The 18,750-nt window shown below is 54.7% G+C and carries 17 protein-coding genes; 10 read left to right on the top strand and 7 right to left on the bottom strand.

Annotated elements, in window-relative coordinates; genetic code table 11:
- The first annotated feature begins 33 nt into the window (after positions 1 to 33).
- From WKJ04_RS03220 to WKJ04_RS03245, 6 genes are all read left to right on the top strand, one after another.
- Positions 34 to 972, top strand: a complete 939-nt coding sequence (locus WKJ04_RS03220) for a BadF/BadG/BcrA/BcrD ATPase family protein (RefSeq protein WP_337879093.1) — start codon at positions 34 to 36, stop codon at positions 970 to 972.
- Positions 969 to 1,961: an SIS domain-containing protein gene (locus WKJ04_RS03225; RefSeq protein ID WP_337879094.1), complete on the top strand. Its 993-nt coding sequence runs from the start codon at positions 969 to 971 to the stop codon at positions 1,959 to 1,961. The genes WKJ04_RS03220 and WKJ04_RS03225 overlap by 4 nt, the downstream gene beginning before the upstream one ends.
- Positions 1,958 to 3,100: an N-acetylglucosamine-6-phosphate deacetylase gene (gene nagA / locus WKJ04_RS03230; RefSeq protein ID WP_337879095.1), complete on the top strand. Its 1,143-nt coding sequence runs from the start codon at positions 1,958 to 1,960 to the stop codon at positions 3,098 to 3,100. Before WKJ04_RS03225 ends, nagA begins: the two co-directional genes overlap by 4 nt.
- Complete coding sequence (locus tag WKJ04_RS03235) at positions 3,097 to 4,401, top strand: MFS transporter (RefSeq protein WP_337879096.1); 1,305 nt, start codon at positions 3,097 to 3,099, stop codon at positions 4,399 to 4,401. The genes nagA and WKJ04_RS03235 overlap by 4 nt, the downstream gene beginning before the upstream one ends.
- A gap of 88 nt (positions 4,402 to 4,489) precedes the next feature.
- Positions 4,490 to 5,083: a LemA family protein gene (locus tag WKJ04_RS03240; RefSeq protein ID WP_337879097.1), complete on the top strand. Its 594-nt coding sequence runs from the start codon at positions 4,490 to 4,492 to the stop codon at positions 5,081 to 5,083.
- 8 nt (positions 5,084 to 5,091) lie between these two features.
- The gene (locus tag WKJ04_RS03245) at positions 5,092 to 6,930 is read left to right on the top strand and encodes a M48 family metallopeptidase (protein ID WP_337879098.1); all 1,839 of its coding nucleotides are present in this window, start codon (positions 5,092 to 5,094) and stop codon (positions 6,928 to 6,930) included.
- Here the strand turns inward: WKJ04_RS03245 and WKJ04_RS03250 are convergent, their stop codons facing one another.
- Positions 6,931 to 8,805 carry an EAL domain-containing protein gene (locus WKJ04_RS03250; protein WP_337879099.1) on the bottom strand — a complete coding sequence of 625 codons (1,875 nt, stop codon included), beginning with the start codon at positions 8,803 to 8,805 and terminating at the stop codon, positions 6,931 to 6,933.
- A gap of 264 nt (positions 8,806 to 9,069) precedes the next feature.
- On the opposite strand from WKJ04_RS03250, the gene panP reads away from it, so the two are divergent.
- A complete protein-coding gene (gene panP, locus WKJ04_RS03255; protein WP_337879100.1) occupies positions 9,070 to 10,716 on the top strand; it encodes a pyridoxal-dependent aspartate 1-decarboxylase PanP in 1,647 nt (548 codons plus the stop codon).
- Positions 10,717 to 10,850: 134 nt separating this feature from the next.
- Positions 10,851 to 11,042, top strand: a complete 192-nt coding sequence (locus WKJ04_RS03260; RefSeq protein ID WP_337879101.1) for a PspC domain-containing protein — start codon at positions 10,851 to 10,853, stop codon at positions 11,040 to 11,042.
- A gap of 47 nt (positions 11,043 to 11,089) precedes the next feature.
- Here WKJ04_RS03260 and panC read toward each other — a convergent pair whose 3' ends face one another.
- From panC to dksA, 6 genes are all read right to left on the bottom strand, one after another.
- Entirely contained in the window at positions 11,090 to 11,932 is an 843-nt protein-coding gene (gene panC / locus WKJ04_RS03265) for a pantoate--beta-alanine ligase (RefSeq protein ID WP_337879102.1), read from the bottom strand.
- A gap of 7 nt (positions 11,933 to 11,939) precedes the next feature.
- Positions 11,940 to 12,734: a 3-methyl-2-oxobutanoate hydroxymethyltransferase gene (panB, locus tag WKJ04_RS03270; RefSeq protein WP_337879103.1), complete on the bottom strand. Its 795-nt coding sequence runs from the start codon at positions 12,732 to 12,734 to the stop codon at positions 11,940 to 11,942.
- 193 nt (positions 12,735 to 12,927) lie between these two features.
- Entirely contained in the window at positions 12,928 to 13,410 is a 483-nt protein-coding gene (gene folK / locus WKJ04_RS03275; RefSeq protein WP_337879104.1) for a 2-amino-4-hydroxy-6-hydroxymethyldihydropteridine diphosphokinase, read from the bottom strand.
- Positions 13,407 to 14,726 carry a polynucleotide adenylyltransferase PcnB gene (pcnB, locus tag WKJ04_RS03280; RefSeq protein WP_337879105.1) on the bottom strand — a complete coding sequence of 440 codons (1,320 nt, stop codon included), beginning with the start codon at positions 14,724 to 14,726 and terminating at the stop codon, positions 13,407 to 13,409. Before pcnB ends, folK begins: the two co-directional genes overlap by 4 nt.
- A 177-nt stretch (positions 14,727 to 14,903) precedes the next feature.
- Positions 14,904 to 15,806: a tRNA glutamyl-Q(34) synthetase GluQRS gene (gene gluQRS / locus WKJ04_RS03285; RefSeq protein WP_337879106.1), complete on the bottom strand. Its 903-nt coding sequence runs from the start codon at positions 15,804 to 15,806 to the stop codon at positions 14,904 to 14,906.
- Between the two features lie 2 nt (positions 15,807 to 15,808).
- On the bottom strand, positions 15,809 to 16,258 hold the full coding sequence (gene dksA / locus WKJ04_RS03290) for an RNA polymerase-binding protein DksA (RefSeq protein WP_337843033.1): 450 nt from the start codon (positions 16,256 to 16,258) through the stop codon (positions 15,809 to 15,811).
- Between the two features lie 219 nt (positions 16,259 to 16,477).
- Between dksA and WKJ04_RS03295 the strand changes: the two genes are divergently transcribed.
- Both WKJ04_RS03295 and pepB read left to right on the top strand, forming a co-directional pair.
- Positions 16,478 to 17,299, top strand: a complete 822-nt coding sequence (locus tag WKJ04_RS03295) for a sulfite exporter TauE/SafE family protein (RefSeq protein WP_337879107.1) — start codon at positions 16,478 to 16,480, stop codon at positions 17,297 to 17,299.
- 61 nt (positions 17,300 to 17,360) lie between these two features.
- Entirely contained in the window at positions 17,361 to 18,653 is a 1,293-nt protein-coding gene (gene pepB, locus WKJ04_RS03300) for an aminopeptidase PepB (RefSeq protein WP_337879108.1), read from the top strand.
- Positions 18,654 to 18,750: the final 97 nt, after the last annotated feature.

Here is an 18,750-nt window from a genome sequence, read left to right on the forward strand (position 1 = left end):
AGTGTTGCAGGACTTCTCCCTGACGAAGGGGGAATGGCCTCGGCTTGCCCGAAATCAGCGGCTTCAACCACAGGGGGAACTGTGCTGCGCAAACAACAACTTTTTATCGGGATAGATGGTGGCGGCACCAAATGCAGGGCCCGACTGGAAAGTGCGTCGGGTCATGTGCTGGCGGAGGCTCTGTCCGGGCCTGCCAACCCGGCGACGGACACTGAGCAGGCCATTCGCTCAGTGCTGGACGCCAGTTGTCAGGCGCTGGCCAGCGCAGGGTTTTCTGAATCGGCGCTTGGCAACTGCCAGGTGGTAGTGGGTCTGGCTGGTGTGAATGTCCCCAGCGCGCTGACGCGTATGGAGCAGTGGCAACACCCCTTTGCTCAAATCAAAGTGACCACAGATTTGCATATCGCCTGTGTTGGCGCCCATGGCGGGCTGGAGGGAGGCATCGTCATTACCGGTACCGGCACCTCTGCTTTTTCGACTGTGGCTGGCACGCAGCATTTATTCAGTGCTCAGGGGTTTCCTCTGGGTGACAGAGCCAGTGGGGCCTGGCTGGGCTGGCAGGCTGTCTGTGCCACGCTGGACGTGTTGGATGGCCTGCAGCCGCCCAGCGGTCTGACACAGGCGCTGTGCCGCACTTTGGCGGTGCGCAGCAACATGGATCTGGTGGCTTGTTGCCTGCACTACAAAGCGGTTGATTATGCAGTGCTGGCCCCTTTAGTGCTGCAGTGGCACCAACAGCACGACACCAAGGCGATGGCCATAGTGGAGCTGGGGCTGACTTATATCCAGGCACTGCTGCAGCGGCTGGAGCAAACCGGCGCCAACCGGATTGCCATGCTGGGCGGCCTGGCACCCGCCTGGAGCCAGCTCTTGCCTGACTCATTTTCGCAACAGCTCAGCCCGGTGCTGAGCTCAGCAGAAGCCGGTGCAGTGGCGCTGGCACGACAACTTTTTATGGAGACTTCACCATGACCTTAATGCGCCAGGAAGCCAGCGAAAGCGGGCTGCGGATAGAGCAGCAACTGCGTGAAAACGCGGCCTTGTATCAAACCATAGCACAGCAGATCCGCCAGTTTGACCCGGCCTTTGTGTACATTGTCGGGCGGGGGACTTCCGACCATGCCGGCGTGTTTGCCCGTTATCTGATTGAAGTGGAGCTGGGCGTGGTGGTGGCAGCTGCTGCGCCATCTGTCGCCAGCCTGTTTGGCCAGCAGCTCAAACTGCAGCGCGCTTTGGTGCTGCTGATTTCGCAGTCTGGCCGCAGTGAAGATTTACTGGCGCAGGCCAGAGCCGCCAGACAAAGTGGTGCTCTGGTGGTGGCACTGGTCAATGATATCAGCTCGCCGCTGGCTGCACTGGCGGACTATGCCATCCCTTTGCTGGCTGGCCCGGAAAAAGCGGTGGCGGCGACCAAGAGTTATCTCTGTACCCTGTCGGCACTGTTGTCTCTGGTCGCGCACTGGAAGCAGGACCGGCAGTTACTGACGGCGCTGCAGCAACTGCCACAGCAATTGCTGCAGATACTGAACCAACCTGCCCAGTTGCAGGCCGAGCAAGTGCAGGCACTGCGTCATTCTGTGGTGCTTGGCCGCGCTTTTGGGTATGCCATTGCACGGGAAATCGCGTTGAAAATTAAAGAAGTCTGTGGCATTCAGGCGGAAGCCTTTAGCAGCGCTGAGTTTTTACATGGGCCTATTTCGTTGTTGAATCAGCCGCTGACCCTGCTGGATGTTGATTTGAGCGACGAGACGATGGCGGCGCATCAGGCCCAGGTTGCTGAAGTGCAACGTCGCGGTGGCAAAGTACTGCATTTGGTGCCTGGTTTGTCGGCGGTGCATCCACGGTTGCAGCCCTTGCTGCTGATGCAGCGTTTTTATCTGGACATTGAAGCTGTGGCTCTGGCCATGGGGAAAAACCCGGATGCCCCTGTGGGATTGAATAAGGTAACCATAACCCGATGAACAGCCTGTACGTGTCCCAATGTTTTGATGGCCAGCAGTTGCTGCAGGATGTCAGGGTGGACTGGCAACAGGACAGGATCCTGGCTGTACAGGCCGGAGTCCGGCCGCCATCGGAGCAAACCCAGCTGCAAGGCACACTCTGCGCCGGTTTTATTGATATCCAGGTCAATGGTGGCGGTGGCGTGTTGTTTAACCAGCAGCCGACTGTGGCGGCGCTCCGGCGGATCAGTGATGCCCACCTGCAGTTTGGTTCGACCGGCTTGTTGCCGACCCTGATCACTGACCGCCTTGAGGTGATGCAGCAAGGCGCCGATGCAGTTGCCGAACTGTTACCTCAAGCTGACCATACAGTGCTGGGTATTCATTTTGAGGGGCCGCATTTGTCGGTGGCGCGCCGCGGCATTCATCCTGCTGAGCAAATCCGGCCCTTCACTGATGCGGAAATGCAGCTGGTGTGCCGGTCTGACCTGGGCAAAGTGCTGCTGACGCTGGCTCCGGAAACGGTGCCGGTCAGCCAAATCCGTGAGCTGTGCACCGAGGGCGTGCTGGTCAGTCTGGGCCATTCCGCCTGCACCGCAGAGCAGGCCCTGGCGGCACTGGATGCCGGGGCCTGTTGCTTTACCCATTTGTTTAACGCCATGTCGCCTCTGACCAGCCGGGAGCCAGGTATGGTGGGCGCAGCGCTGATCAGCCCGGCCTATTGTGGCCTTATTCTGGATCACTTGCATGTGCATCCGCTGTCGGCGCTGCTGGCGGCGCGCTGTAAAGGGGACGACAAGCTGATCCTGGTGACAGATGCGATGGCGCATACCGGCAGCCCATTGCAGACATTGGCCTATCTGAACACTGAGATCCGCCGTGATGGCCTGAAGCTGACCTTGCCGGATGGCACGCTGGCCGGATCGGCGCTGGACATGACGACCGCCTTGCAACATTTTTGCACAGACCTGGCACTGCCATTGTCCTTTGCCTTAAAAGCCCTGAGCACCAACCCAGCCCGCATGCTGGGCTTAGCTCAGCTTGGCGTAGTGCAGGCTGGCAGCTCCGCCTCCATGTTGCTTCTGGACTCACAATTGAACCTCAGCCAGTGCTGGCTGCATGGCGAACCCCAACCGCTAACTCAGAGGAACGCAGAATGACTTATTCGCTTGCACCGCAGCACAGCCTGCAACCAATCGCCATTATTGGCGTACTGTTTTTTATGTTTGGTTTTATCACCTGGCTCAATGGCGCGCTGATCCCGTTTTTGCAGCTGGTTTGCCAGTTGGGTGAATTTGAAGCCCTGCTGATCGCTTTTAGTTTCTACATTGCGTATGTGGTGATGGCGCTGCCTATGGCCAAAGTGCTGGCCTGGTCCGGCTATAAAAATGCGATGTCCATTGGCTTGGGCCTGATTGCTCTGGGCTGCGCTTTGTTTATTCCGGCGGCGCTGAGCCAGCTGTTTGGCGTATTTTTGCTGGCGCAGTTTGTGGTGGGCTCAGGCTTAACTTTGCTGCAAACCGCGTCGAACCCCTATCTGGTGCGGGTCGGCCCTGAGCGCTCGGCGGCTGCCCGTATTTCCCTGATGGGTATTCTGAATAAAAGTGCCGGTGTGCTGGCCCCTTTGGTGTTTACCTGGCTGGTGCTGGCCGACCTGGACCACCTGAACGCGAACCGTCTGGCTGCGATGGCGCCGGTTGAACAGCAACAGGCGTTGCAACAGCTGGCGCATCAACTGATGTTGCCTTATGCAGGTATTGCATTGGCCATGCTGCTGTTGGCGGTGGCGCTGCGGTTTTCTGCCTTGCCTGATTTGCCGGAAGAGCCGGCGCTGTCAGAGGTGGGTGAAGCCTTGTCGGTCTGGCAATTCCCACACCTGATGTGTGGGGTACTGACGTTGTTCTGTTATGTCGGTGTGGAAGTGATTGCCGGTGACACCATTGGCATGCTGGGCGCGGCATTGCAATTGCCGAATGTCACCACTCTGACGTCCTACACCCTGGCCTTTATGGTGCTGGGGTACAGCCTTGGCTTGCTACTGGTCCCTCGTTTCCTGTCACAACGCCAGGCGCTGGCCGCTTCAGCGGTCTTAGGCTTAGTCTGCACCTTTGGCATTTTAGGCTCAAGCCCGCAGAGTGATGGGTTGTCTGAGCTGTTGTGGGGTTGGAGTGGTAGTGGGACCCTGCCAGATCCTGTGGCCTGGGTGGCGCTGCTGGGGTTGGCCAATGCGCTGGTGTGGCCCGCGGTCTGGCCACTGGCGCTGTCCGGTCTGGCGTCTTTAACCCCAAAGGCATCGGCTTTATTGATTATGGGCATAGCCGGAGGTGCCTTGTTGCCGCTGGGCTACGGCGCTTTGTCTGAGCAGTTTGGTGCCATTGCCGGTTACAGCATCATGTTGCCTTGTTACGCCATGATCCTGTATTACGCAGTGCATGGCTGCACCTTGCGCCGCAGGCCTTAGGCTGTTTATTCCAGAGTATCGGTGCTACATTGCTGCTTTATCAGACAAAAGCTGAACTTATCGGTTAAAAGATAAACAAGGAGTGGCTATGTGGGTTGCGATTGTTGCCGCAGTGGTAGCACTGATCCTCGTGTTTTATGCGGTTGGTATCTTCAACAGGCTGGTGCTGCTGAAAAACCGTTTCCAGAATGCCTTTGCCCAGATAGAAGTGCAGCTGAAGCGCCGTTATGACCTGATCCCCAATCTGGTCGAAACCGCCAAAGCTTATATGTCGCATGAGCGCGATACCCTTGAAGCCGTGATTGCCGCCCGTAACAGTGCCAGCAATTCATTGCAGGCAGCGGCTGCTCAGCCTGCGGATGCGGCGGCTATTGGCCAGCTGGCGGGTGCTGAGTCGGCATTGCAGGGCGCACTGAGCCGTTTCAGCATGGTGATGGAAGCCTACCCGGATCTCAAAGCCAATCAGACCATGATGCAGCTGTCGGAAGAGCTGACCAGCACCGAAAATAAAGTCGCTTTTGCCCGGCAGGCCTTTAACGATGCTGTAACCGAATACAACAGCTACAAACAAAGTTTCCCTCCGCTGATTTTTGCCACTCTGTTTGGTCATCAACAGGACGCCCGCTTGCTGGAGTTTGCTGACAGCGCCGCGATTCAGGCTGCACCGAAAGTCAGCTTCTAAGCGCTGCTATGCGTAATTTTTTTGCCGAGCAGGACAAGGCCCGCAGCAATACCCGTTTATTGGTGCTGTTGTTCAGCGTGGCCTTGTTGTTATTGCTGCTGATGACCAATCTTTTGCTACTGGTGACGTTGGGGCTGCTGGAACCGGCACAGTATCAGGACTTGCACCAGTGGCCGGATGGTCGTTGGCTGCATAGTTTGCCCTGGAGTACTATGGGCTGGCTCAGTGCTGCCATCTGTGGCGCTGTGCTTCTTGCCATTTTGTTTAAACAGGCCGCGTTGGGGCAGGGTGGACCAGCGGTGGCGCAGGCGCTGGGTGGGCAACGGCTGGACCGGGCTTTGGCAGATGCATCGCAGAGCCAGCTGCTCAATGTGGTGGAAGAAATGGCCATTGCCTCCGGGGTGCCGGTACCGCCGGTTTATTTACTCCCAGAGCAGGGCATTAACGCCTTTGCTGCTGGCTATTCACCGGCAGATGCCGTGGTGGGGGTGACACAAGGTTGTATTGAACAGCTGAGCCGGGATGAACTGCAAGGTGTGATTGCTCATGAGTTCAGTCATATCCTCAACGGCGATATGCGGCTGAATATCCGGCTGATTTCACTGCTGCACGGTATCGAATTTATTGGCCATAGCGGTTACTTTCTGTTGCGTCACGGTGGCCGAAGTCGCAGTGCAAACTCCAAAGACAGTGGCAATGCCCTGCTGATCTTGGGACTTGGCCTGATGCTGCTCGGTTATCTGGGGGTATTCTTTGGCAGCCTGATTAAAGCCGCGGTCAGCCGGCAGCGTGAGTTTCTGGCCGACGCCAGTGCGGTGCAGTTTACCCGCAACCCGGCCGGTATTGCCGGTGCGCTGAAGCGGATTGGTCTGTTGGCTGAGCATGGCCGGTTGCGTCATCCGAATGCGGCTGAAATGAGTCATTTGTTTTTCGCCGATGCGTTGCCGCGTTTTACCCGGTTGCTGGCCACCCATCCGCCACTGAAAGAACGTATTTTACGGCTGGACCCACAGTGGGATGGCTCGTCCATCAACCCAACTGCCAGTGCGAAACCCGCAGCGGCTAAAACGCCACAGCCGAAGGTAGCCAGCGTATTTGCCGCTTTGCCGCTGGTGCTGCTAAGTCAGCTTCGGCAGACAGCGCAGGCGCCGGCACTCTGTTGTGCCTGTTTGCTGCAGCAACCCCAGAAAGATAACCAGCTGGCCTTGATAGCCAGGCAGCTGGGGCAGGAGTTTGCCCGCAGTGTTGAGCGCTTGTTGCCTGATGTGATGCCACTGAGTGCGCTGCACAAATTGCAGTTGTTGCAAGTGGCTGTGCCTGGTTTAAAGCAACTCAGTGCGGCGCAGTTTCGCCAGTTGTCAGTGCTTTGTGAGCAGCTGGTGCGACATGACCAGCAGACAGATTTGTATGAGTGGTGTGTGATCAGCTGGCTGCAGCATACGGTGGGTGTGCAGTTTGATGCCCAGTTGTTGCACCGCAACGACAGTTGCCGGCAGTTCAGCCAAATACAAGCTCAGGCTCTTGTGTTGCTGGCGGCTTGTGCAGAGTTAGCGGCGCATCAGCCCTTGCAGCAACAAAGCTGGCAGGCAGGCTTGCAGGCTTTGGGTCTGGCGGCAGATAGAGCACTGACAGTCGTCAGTCTGGAGCAGCTGAACCAAGCGTTACCTCCGCTTATCCACGCTGCGCCTGCCGTGAAGCAGCAGCTCTGGCAGATGCTGCAGGCGGCCGTGCAAGCAGACCACTTGGTGAACGAGCAGGAATCCTTGCTGCTTTATGTGCTGGCGCTGCTGCTGGAAATACCGCTGAGCCCTGAGCAGTTAGCGGCACTGACCACTGCTCCGGCCTAATTACAGGCCTTTCTCCTGGTAACGCAGCGGTACAGGAGCCGCCGGACCAAAATAATAACCTTGTGCATAGCGGATACCGCTGCGCTCCAGCATATCCAGCGCCTGTTTACTTTCGACCATTTCGGCAATCAGCAGTAATTGGGTTTGCCGGGCAAATGAGCTGATATGTTCAATAAAGAGCTGAACATCCGGATCATGGCTGATTAGCTCTGTCAGGCTGCCGTCCAGTTTCAGACCATCCACATGCAGTTGCAGTAAATCTGCCAGGCCAATGCCGCTGGCACTGCCAAAATCGTCCAGCACCACTTTGGCCCCCGCCTGTTGCAAGGCTTTCACCGCCGTTTTACAGCGATCGAGCTGAGGCAACACGCCAGCCTCGGCCAGTTCAAAACAGACCCGTTGTGGCTGCGGGTAATGCGACAGATAGTCGAGGAAAAATTGCTGTAAATCATCATCCAGCAAATCCCGGCAGTTAATATTCATCGACCAGCTGACCTGAGACTGGGCAAACTGACTGGCACTTTTGATAAACATCATTTTGGTCAGTTCGGCATCAAGGTAGCTGCGGTTGATAATACTTAAGAATTGATCCGGTGTCAGAATGCTGCCGTCACTGCGTAAAATCCGCGCCAGGCATTCATACTGATAAATCTCGCCGGTACTGATATGAACCACTGGCTGAAAATAAGGCACCACTTGCTCATGGCCTATGGCTTCACGCACTTCGCGGGCCATTTTGATATTGGTGTGCAGGTGCTGTTTTAATGCTAATAACGAATCGGAATAGACCAGCAGCGGTTGCTGTTGCAGTCGGGCTGAGTTGACTGCCAGAGTCGCATTCTCCAGCACTGACTGAGCGTCCCCCTGTGCAATGCCCAAAGTCACAGTGAATATCAGGTAAGGGTCGTCTGACACCGCTTCATTGAAATCAAAGTGGGTCAGCAGCTCATGTAATTCCTGATCAGGCACGGCACGGGTGCGTCGGATAGCCAGTTTTTCAAAGGCCAGCCGGTAAATACTGAAGGCGTCACCGGTATGGTTTTGCAGCTTGAGGATAAACAGCTGCATGGCCTGTTCTGCCACAGCTGTGCCATAGAGGTGACTGATTTCTTCCAGATTGTTGACCTGCACTATGGCCAGCTGGCTGTTTGAAGGCCTGCCACTGCGTAAATGCTCTTCCAGAGCCAGGCCATTGCGGCAGCCGGATAAAGGATCTGTCGTCAGGTTGTACCGCAGCAAAGTGGCGTAACAAAGCGCCAATAATAATGCCAGGGCGAAGAAGACGGCGCTGGAGGAAATGGCTTCCGTTAAACTTTGCACCAGCCACTGCTCAATGTCGGCCAGCGCTATATCCGCTCCCACCAGATAGACGGTGCCATCTGAACTCGTCATGGGGACCAGCACGGAACGGAATTCACCAAACTGGTCTTCGGATTGTTCAAACACTGGTGTGGTGGAGGCGAAAGCGGCTTTGTTCGCTTCGGTGGCTTCAGGGTAGTAGTCGTAGAAGTAACTCAACTGGCCTTTGAGTAAATCTTCTTCCGTATAACTGGACGAAGTGAAATGCACCTTGCCATCCACCAGCACCATCGAATACAGGTATTGAATATTGATTTTTTTGGCGTAATCACTCAGGTTTTTCGCCAGTTCCAGATAACGGCTGCGTGAGATATGCTGCGCACCCTGGATGCCGCTGTGGTAGTTTTCACCAAGCAAATAAGGAACTGCCTGAGCAGCGTCGAGCAATTTCTGATCCACCTGAGCCAGACGGCTCTGGAAGTTGTGCTGGTAATGCTGGTAACAATACACACTGACTGCAGCCAGGTAGACCACCAGGCTAAACAACACAAAAGGCACTGAACGGATCCGCAGCATGAATGTTCCCAAAAAAACTGAATTAAAAACAAAGCTTTGATAGCTTAGCCGATTTCGTTCCGCCTGACAGCCCTTTAGCTGATTTCTGGTTCTGCACTGAATTTGCACAATTTCTGCCAGTCACCGCAATATGACTGCCAGATGAATTTTTTTAAAGACATTTTCCGGGCAATTGATTACAGTGGCGACTTTTAGAACGACCTGAAAATCTGGCCACCTGAATAAAAATTACAGGCCAGTTCCGACCCGGCGAGACAGGATAGAATGACAGAACAGAGCAAACGTCTGGCCACGGCTTCAGAAGAGGCACTGTGGCGGATTTTTACTGTGCCTGAGGCACCAGATTCTACGCTAAGCATTATCGAACAGAATATCTCGCAGAATCTGGCGGGTTTTCTGCGTGAAAGTATTGTCGCGGTTGAAAAACCCTTGTGGCAGATTGAACGCGATTTTCAGGCGCATCAAATTCCGGCCGATCCACGTTTTGTTTCTGACTATGCAGAACAGATTATGCAGCAACTGGTGGCGCATTCAGTTCACACGGCCGCGCCCAGTTTTATTGGGCATATGACCTCGGCTTTGCCTTATTTTGTGTTGCCACTGTCGAAGATGATGGTGGGGCTGAACCAGAATCTGGTGAAGATTGAAACCTCCAAAGCCTTTACCCCGCTGGAGCGTCAGGTACTGGGCATGATGCACCATCTGGTCTACGGCGAAACGGACGGTTTTTATAAAAAATGGATGCACAGCGCCAACCACTCACTGGGTGCGTTCTGTTCTGGCGGCACCATTGCCAATATCACGGCACTCTGGATAGCCCGTAACCGTTTGTTAAAAGCCGACGGCGATTTTAAAGGTGTCGCCAAAGAAGGTTTATTCCGTGCGATGAAGCATTATGGCTATGAAGGTTTGGCCATTCTGGTGTCAGAGCGTGGTCATTATTCATTGGGCAAAGCCGCCGACTTGTTAGGCATAGGCCGTGAGTACCTGGTGCCGGTGCAGACTGACGAGAACAACAAAGTCCGGCTTGATGAAATGCGCCGGGTAGCGGCAGAGCTGCAACGCAAACAGATTAAGGTGATGGCGATTGTCGGCGTGGCCGGCACCACTGAAACCGGTAATGTCGACCCCTTGCATCAACTGGCTGATTTAGCGCACGAACTGGGCTGTCATTTCCATGTGGATGCCGCCTGGGGGGGCGCGACCTTACTTTCTGAGAAATACCGCCACTTGCTCTCTGGTATTGAGCGGGCTGATTCGGTCACTATCGACGCTCATAAACAAATGTATGTGCCAATGGGCGCTGGTATGGTGGTGTTTAAACACCCCTCATCCGCCCATGTAATTGAACATCATGCCGAATATATTCTGCGTAAAGGCTCCAAAGACTTAGGCAGCCAGACGCTGGAGGGGTCCCGTCCAGGCATGGCGATGCTGGTGCATGCCTGTCTGCAGGTGATTGGCCGCAAAGGTTATGAAATTCTGATTAACCGTTCTTTGGACAAAGCGCGTTATTTTGCCGGATTAATTCAGCAGCACAGCGAATTTGAACTGATCACAGAACCTGAACTCTGCCTGCTGACTTACCGTTATGTGCCGGCCGAAGTACAGGCCGCTATGCAAGGGGCCAATGCCGAGCGACTGCAAAAATTTAATGAGCTGCTCAACGGCCTGACCCGTTTTATTCAGAAACGTCAGCGCGAAGAGGGTCTGTCTTTTGTGTCCCGTACCCGTATTCAGCCAGCACAGTACCACAGGCAAGGCACAGTGGTATTCCGGGTGGTGCTGGCGAACCCGCTGACGACTGATCAGATCCTGCAGGATGTGTTGGTTGAGCAACAACAGATCGCGGCACAGGACACTGAGTATTTACCCAAGCTGTTGCAACTGGCGCGGGATAGTGCAGCCTGAAGAGGTGTCCAAGAAGGCATAAAAAAACAGCGGCTTGCCGCTGTTTTTTTTCCGACAAATTTTGTTGCGTTTTGCCGCTTGCAGTTCAGCACCAGGCCCTTTAGGGTAGAGCAAAAGGCCAAAGGGGATTGCTGATGAGCGAAAAAGTACTGAAACTGTCCAACGACAAATGGATTTTTGGGGTTTGTGGTGGCATTGCCGATTATTTTGGCTGGTCTGCGGGCGTGGTGCGGCTGCTCTATATGCTGATCAGTCTGTTGTCTGCGGCTTTCCCCGGCATTTTGGTGTACCTGGTGCTGTGGCTGTTGATGCCTAAAGCAGACTGAACAACTTAACACATGCTGGGGTCAGAGTCGTACTCTGACCCCAGGGGTTAAATTTCAATATTATCGATAAGCCGGGTGCTGCCCAGATAAGCGGCGGCCAGCACCACCAATGGCTCTGCGGTGCTGCTTGCAGGTTCCAGTGTTTGCCGGTGGCTGATATTCAGGTAATCCGGCCGGAAGCCTGCGTCCACTAAACGCTGTTTGGTTTGCTGCTCCAGCGCGCGTAAATCACCGGTCCCCGTCTGCAGTTGTGCTTTCAGCCATTGCAGACTCTGGTAAAGCGCTGGTGCAACGGCCCGTTGTTCTGCGCTCAGGTAACCATTGCGCGAACTCAGCGCCAGGCCATCCTCAGCCCGGCTGGTCGGCACCCCAATAATCTCAATGGGCATCGATAAGTCCTCGACCATCTGACGGATAATGGCCAGCTGCTGGTAGTCCTTCTGGCCAAAGCAGGCGACATCGGGCTGCACCAGATTAAACAGCTTGGTCACTATGGTGGAGACTCCGCGGAAATGACCGGCCCTGCTGCTACCACAATGGTGGTCGCCGAGTTTTGGCACTTCGACATAACTTTGCACGTCCAGGCCACGCGGGTACATCAGTTGTGGGGTTGGTGTAAACACAGCGTCAGCCTGATGAGCAATTAAACCGTCACAGTCCTGTTGCAGGGTTCTGGGGTAGTTATCCAAATCTTCGGTTGGGCCAAATTGCATCGGATTGACAAAAATACTGGCAATGACCCGGTCAGCCTGCTGGTGCGCCACATCAATCAGACTGAAGTGGCCCTGATGCAGGTTGCCCATAGTGGGCACAAAGGCAATGCGTTCACCGGCCTGACGCCAGGCCCGAACTGTGGCACGTAACTCGTGGATATCCTGAATAATCTTCATACCGACCTCAGCTGAAACTGTGCTCTGCGCCAGGAAAAGCAGCGGATTTGACGTCCTGAATATACTTGATGATGGCCTGTTTGATATCGCCGGTTTCCTGCAGAAAGTTTTTCGAGAACTTCGGAATATAACCCGAGCTGATGCCGAGTAAATCGTGCATCACTAAAATCTGGCCGTCGGTGTCAGCACCGGCACCAATGCCGATCACCGGAATGGTCAGGGCCTGGCTGATCCGTTTGGCCAAGGTGGAGGGTATACATTCCAGCACCAACAACTGAGCGCCAGCGTCCTGCAAAGCCAGGGCTTGTTGCAACATGGATTCTGCCGCCTGTTCGTCCCGCCCCTGCACTTTAAAACCGCCAAACACATGCACAGATTGAGGCGTTAAACCCAGGTGGCCGCACACCGGAATACCCCGTTCTGTCATGGCTTGAATGGTAGGCAATAAGAAGTTGCCCCCCTCCAGTTTCAGCATATTGGCGCCAGCCTGCATGAGAGGGGTGGCATTGCTGAGAGCCTGCTCAACAGAGGCGTAACTCATAAAAGGCATATCGGCAATCACAAAAGCCAAAGGCGCACCGGCACGGACGCTGCGGGTATGGTAAGCAATATCTGCTGTGGTCACCGGCAGTGTGTCGCTGTGCCCCTGCAACACCATGCCCAGCGAGTCACCAATTAACAAAACTTCCACACCAGCGTCAGCAAACAACTTGGCGAAACTGGCATCATAAGCGGTGAGGGCGGTAATTTTTTCGCCCTTCTGTTTCATTTTCAGCAGGGCTGAAGTGGTAATTTTGGCCATCTTATTCTCATCCGACCACGAAGGGAGTTTTCGGCGCGAACCTTCGCATAAATTTACGCCGCCAGCAAGGGTTAAAGTATATACCCGTCGTACTTGAGGTTGCGGCTTTGTTGGCTGCGCCATTTCGCCCCAGTCACATAGAGTACTATGATCCTGGGGTCTCACTGGCTTGCCGTCTCCCCGCAACGTCAAGTTACTTGAGTATCGTTAAGCCGTTTTCAGGGACCAGCGCCAGCAGGCTGGTGAGCGCCGTACCACAAGGCAGTACCAACTGAGGTGCCAGCTGGTGCAGAGGGTAAAGCACAAATTCGCGTTGTTTCATGCCATAGTGCGGTACGGTCAGCCGTTCACTGTGGATATGCTGATTGCCGTAAAGTAACAGGTCTAAATCCAGTGTGCGGGGGCCCCAGCGCAGGGCTTTACGTTGCCGGCCTTGTTGCTGTTCAATCTGTTGCAATTGGTCCAGCAAGGCTTCCGGGCCCAGTTCGGTATCCAGCGCTGCCACTGCATTGACATAATCTGGCTGGTCCTGCGGTCCCATAGGCTTGGATCCATAGAAATCCGAAACGGCAACCAGCGTAGTGTCAGGCAGCTGCCTGAGCGCCAGCACCGCCTGTTCCAGCTGCAGCACTGGTTGTTCCAGATTGGCACCAAGGCCGATGTAACAGCGGATCATGACCCGCTCTGATCGGTGCGGGGGCGCCGGGTTTTGTTGTAAGAACGGCGGCGTTTTGGCCGACGTTCAATGCCTTCTTTGCCCAACTGCTGCACCAGTTGTTCCCGGCCGGCTTCATCTTCCTGCTGGAAGCTATGCCACCACTGAGCCAGTTCCTGTAAATCACCGCCTTCGGCTTTAGCCCGCAGGCAGAGAAAATCGTAAGCGCCACGGAATTTTGTCTGCTCCAGCAGCTTAAAAGCACGGCGGCCAGCTCTTTTGCTTAAACGGGACTGCAAAGACCAGATATCACGGATGGTCAGGGTAAAACGTTTCGGAATGGCAATACTGCGCTGCACGTCGTCCAGCACTTCCATCATGGCAATATTAAAGGCGTCCAGCTCATTCAGGCCGCTTTCGATCAGCAAGGTCTGAGCCCGCACTTCCACCGGGTACCATAACAAAGCGGCAAAGGTAAATGCCGGCGTCACAGGTTTGTCTACGGCGACCCGCTCATCGGTGTCCTGCATGGCGCTGGTGATCAGCTGCAGCATTTTGCCTTCACTGTCCTGTTTCAGGTTTTTCGCCACCAACGGCAGTATTTGTTTGATGATGCCCAGCTCGTTCAGCAGCATAAAGTTGTCAAACCCTTTGCCTGCCAGGAATAACTTGAGTGTTTCTTCAAACATCCGTGCCGCCGGGATGTTTTTCAGCAGCACAGCCAGCTCCTGAATAGGCTCCAGCGTGCCAGGGGCGATTTGCATATTCAGTTTGGTGGCAAAACGCACGGCCCGCAGCATCCGCACCGGGTCTTCACGGTAACGGGTCTCAGGGTCACCAATCAGTTCAATTTTGCGTTCGGCTATGGCTTCAATGCCGTTGGCAAAATCATAAATGCAGAAATCATTGACCGAATAATACAAGGCGTTAATAGAGAAGTCGCGGCGTTCTGCATCTTCTTCAATACTGCCATAGACGTTGTCACGCAGGATCATGCCGGCATCGCTCTGGCTGGATTTCGGGGTGCTTTCATCGCCGCTGTGGTGGCCACGGAAGGTGGCGACTTCAATAATTTCGCGGCCAAACACCACGTGGGCCAGACGGAAACGCCGGCCAATCAGCCGACAGTTTTTAAATACCTGGCGGATTTGCTCCGGGTGCGCATTGGTGACCACATCAAAGTCTTTCGGTTTCAGTCCCAGCAGTAAATCGCGGATGCAACCACCAACCAGATAAGCTTCATAACCTGCGTCTTTGAGCCGGTACAAGACTTTTAACGCATTAGGGCTGATGTCTTTGCGGGACACCGCATGCGCGTCACGGGGGATTTTTTTCATCGCAGGCAACACTGTGCTGCGTTTTTCACCGTCTTTTACCTTGACGGCTGCCTCTGATGCTCTCTGGCCGAAAGTGCGGCGGCAGAATTCCAAAACACGCGAAATGATGATAATGCTCCTGAACAAGCGCTGAAAAAAGCGGCTTATGATACCGCAGCGTAAGGAGAAAATGAAAGGTTAAAGCGCAGGAAGCGTCATGGTGAGTGGCAATTCTCTGACTGCAGGTACAGCAGCCAGATCCCAGTGGCAGACCGCCCAGTGTAATAATGTATGGGCGGGGGCGCCTTTCAGCTCTGATGGGGGAGGGTGGCCCAGAAAACTTAACGCTGTGCTCAGTGTTTGGCTGACGGGCCAGTCTGAAATGGCGGGCGCATGGTTTTGTTTGCTCAGTTTAAAGCCTGGCTCTTTCACCGCCAGAGGCAGGTGCAGGTAAGAAGGTGCCGGAGCGCCCAACAGGGTAAACAGCGCCTGCTGGCGGGAGGTGACGTCAATCAGATCGGCGCCCCGTACCACTTGGGTGATGCCCTGGTCGATATCATCCACCACCACCACGAGCTGATAAGCAAAGAGGCCGTCGCGACGTTTAAGGATGTAATCCTCCTGCGCCAGAGCCGCAGGGACCAAGGTTTGGCCTTGTAGCAGGTCGGTAAATTCAGTGGCCGTCGGAGGCGCTTTCAGCCGGTACGCCAAAGAACCCTGGCTCAACTGACGTTGCCGGCAATGGCCGTCGTAGCCTTGCGCGAGTTGGGAGGTTCTGGCACGTGGACAGTCGCAGCCGTAAACCCGCTGTTGTTGGCTTAACTGGTCCAGTACCTGTTGGTAACGCTCTAAGCGCTGGCTTTGCACCCAGACATCACCATCCCAGTGCAACCCATAAAGTTCGAGGCTGCGCAAAATGGCATCGGCAGCCCCTTTGACCATCCTGGGCTGGTCGATATCCTCCAGCCGGACCAGCCAGTCGCCTTGTTGGGATTTGGCCTGCAGATAACTGCCGACTGCAGCGACTAAGGAGCCAAAATGCAAAGGGCCGGATGGCGATGGCGCAAACCGGCCCCTGTAGCGGGAGTTCAACTCAGGCATCGTTAGCCGCCCAGTTGTTTTTCCTTGATTTCCGCCAGTGTTTTACAGTCGATACACATATCGGCTGTTGGACGGGCTTCCAGACGTTTGATACCAATTTCGATACCACAGGTATCGCAATAACCGAAATCTTCGTCTTCAATTTTTTGCAGTGTCTTTTCAATCTTTTTCAATAATTTACGCTCACGATCCCGGGCGCGTAATTCCAGACTGAATTCTTCTTCCTGAGCGGCACGGTCGACCGGATCCGGGAAGTTGGCTGCTTCGTCCGCCATATGGTTTTTGGTGCGGTCGACTTCTTCACGTAACTGCTGACGCCATGCATCCAGAATTTTACGGAAATGCTCCAGCTGTTTTGAGTTCATATACTCTTCGCCTGGTGCAGCCTGGTAGGGCTCAACACCGGCCAGGGCCAACAGACCCAGAGTTGTTATGGTTTTGCCTTCTGGCATGATCATCTCCTGTAAAACAGTGCCAAGCAAAAAGTTGGCGGCTAGTGATAGCAGAAATTTATGTCAGCCGCAATCACTATTAAAAAAGCGGCCGAAGTATACAGAGGCAAAGGGGCAGCGTCATCCGCTTTTCGAAATTTTGAACACTTTTTCTCAGTCTCAGGCCGGAATTCAACAGCTTATTTCGTGGTATCTTTGATTAAAATATTGATTTTTATCATGATGGAGATGGTAATGCTGTCGGAATGGTTACTGGCCTATTTAGCCTTAGGTGCTGCGGTTGGTTTTTTTGCCGGTCTGCTTGGGGTGGGCGGCGGCGGTATTATGGTACCGGTACTGACCTCTATGTTTTTGGCGCAGGGCCTCGGAGCGCAATCGGTGCATCTGGCACTGGCAACCTCCATGGCGTCTATAGTGCTGACCTCTGTGTCCAGTATCCGCAGCCATCACCAGCATGGCGCCATTTTATGGCCCGTCGTCTGGCGTTTAAGCCCGGCTATAGTGGCTGGTACTTTAGGAGCCGCATGGATAGCCGGTGCTTTGCCTTCGCTGGCGCTTGCGGTGTTTTTTTGCTGCTTTATGGGCTATATAGCCCTGCAAATGCTGTTGAATGTCAAACCCAAAGCCAGCCGTCAGTTGCCGGGCTGGGGGGGGCTTAGCCTGGCCGGGCTCAGCATTGGCGGCGTGTCGGCGCTGGTGGCCATAGGAGGCGGTTCCCTGACCGTGCCTTTTTTAACCTGGTGTAATGTACGGGTGCACAATGCAATCGCTACATCCGCAGCTGTCGGTTTGCCCATAGCTTTGTCTGGTACTGTCGGTTACCTGTGGTCAGGTTGGAACGCACAGAATACCCCTCAGTACAGCAGTGGTTATGTGTATTGGCCTGCGGTGATCTGCATTTCACTGGTGAGCTTTTTTATGGCTCCTGTTGGGGTGAAACTGGCGCACCGGCTGCCGGTCAGTACCTTAAAGAAAATTTTTGCCGCATTGCTGGTGCTGCTGAGCGCCAAGATGCTGCATAGCGTATTAGTGGCCCTCTAAAAAGTGATAAACTTGGCCCGTCTGGCAGGCCATGGCCTGCAGTTGCTATAGGAATTTTGTAATGTCTGAATCCATTCAACTTTATTTTGGTACCCAGGCGGCAGAAAGCCGCTGGGGCAAAAATGTGTTACTCACACCTGCCGCAGCAGGTTATCAACTGCACGCCAACGCCACGGATCTGCTGCGCTCTGTGCAGAAAGCCGGTCGTCAGCTGGATGGCTTAGGTATTCAGCAATTACAACTGGTGGGAGAAGGCTGGACTGTCGATGCTCAGTGGGCTTTGTACCAGGGCTTTTGTAATGCGAAAAAACTCGGCGCTATTGGCTGGGCTGGCTCTGCAGCCGAGCAGCAACAACTGCAGCAGCTGCACCAGTGTTTCAGCTGGGCCAAGGCCTTGATCAACCAGACGCCGGACCAATTAGCGCCGCAGGTGCTGGCTGAGCAAGCCGCTGCTTTTATTGCCTCTGTTGCGCCTCAAGGTGCTGTCAGTTACGAGGTCATTGCAGGCACCGCCTTGCTGGATGCTGGTTGGGTGGGCTTGCATGCCGTTGGTCGTGGCAGTGATCGCGACCCGGCCATGCTGGTACTGGATTACAACCCCACAGGTCAGGCGGATGCGCCAGTCGCCGCGGCTTTGGTGGGCAAAGGCATTACCTTTGACAGCGGTGGCTATTCCATTAAAGCCAGCGAAGGTATGGTGACGATGAAATGCGATATGGGCGGGGCGGCCACAGTGACGGCGGCTTTGGCTCTGGCCATTCTGCAGGGCTTCAGCAAACGTGTCCGTCTGGTGCTGTGCTGTGCAGAAAACCTGATCTCAGGCCGGGCTTATAAACTGGGCGACATTCTGACCTATAAAAATGGTGTCAGCGTCGAAATCGTCAACACGGACGCTGAAGGCCGCTTGGTGCTGGCGGATGGCCTGATGTGCGCTGCTGAATCGAAAGCGCCGCTGATTATTGATGCGGCGACTTTAACAGGTGCGGCCATGATGGCGTTGGGCACTGAATACAATGCGGTTTTTGCGCTGGATAAAGCGCTGGCTGGCCGGGTACTGGGTTATGCCGAGCAAGTGTCAGAACCGGCCTGGCAATTGCCGCTGGAAAAATGGCACCAGGGCCAATGCCCGTCACCCTATGCCGATACAGCCAACAGCCGCGCTGTCAAAGGTGGCGGCACAGGTGGGGCCAGCAATGCGGCAGGTTTTTTAAGCCGCTTTGTGCCAAATGACGGCAAAGGCTGGTTGCATTTGGATTTGGCCGCAGCTTTCAACAGCAGTGCCAATGGTTTCTGGGGGGCTGGCGCCACAGGCCAGGGCATTCGTTTAATCGCCCATACGCTGCAGGCAGAATAGTTCAATTCCAAAAGAGCTGGCTGCTGTACAATTCAGCAGTCAGGGTTTTCAAGCTTCGGTTCAGCGGAAAAAGCCGTTACCATGGGGATATCTACAC

It is taken from the genome of Rheinheimera sp. (assembly GCF_037442345.1).
Classification (GTDB): domain Bacteria; phylum Pseudomonadota; class Gammaproteobacteria; order Enterobacterales; family Alteromonadaceae; genus Pararheinheimera.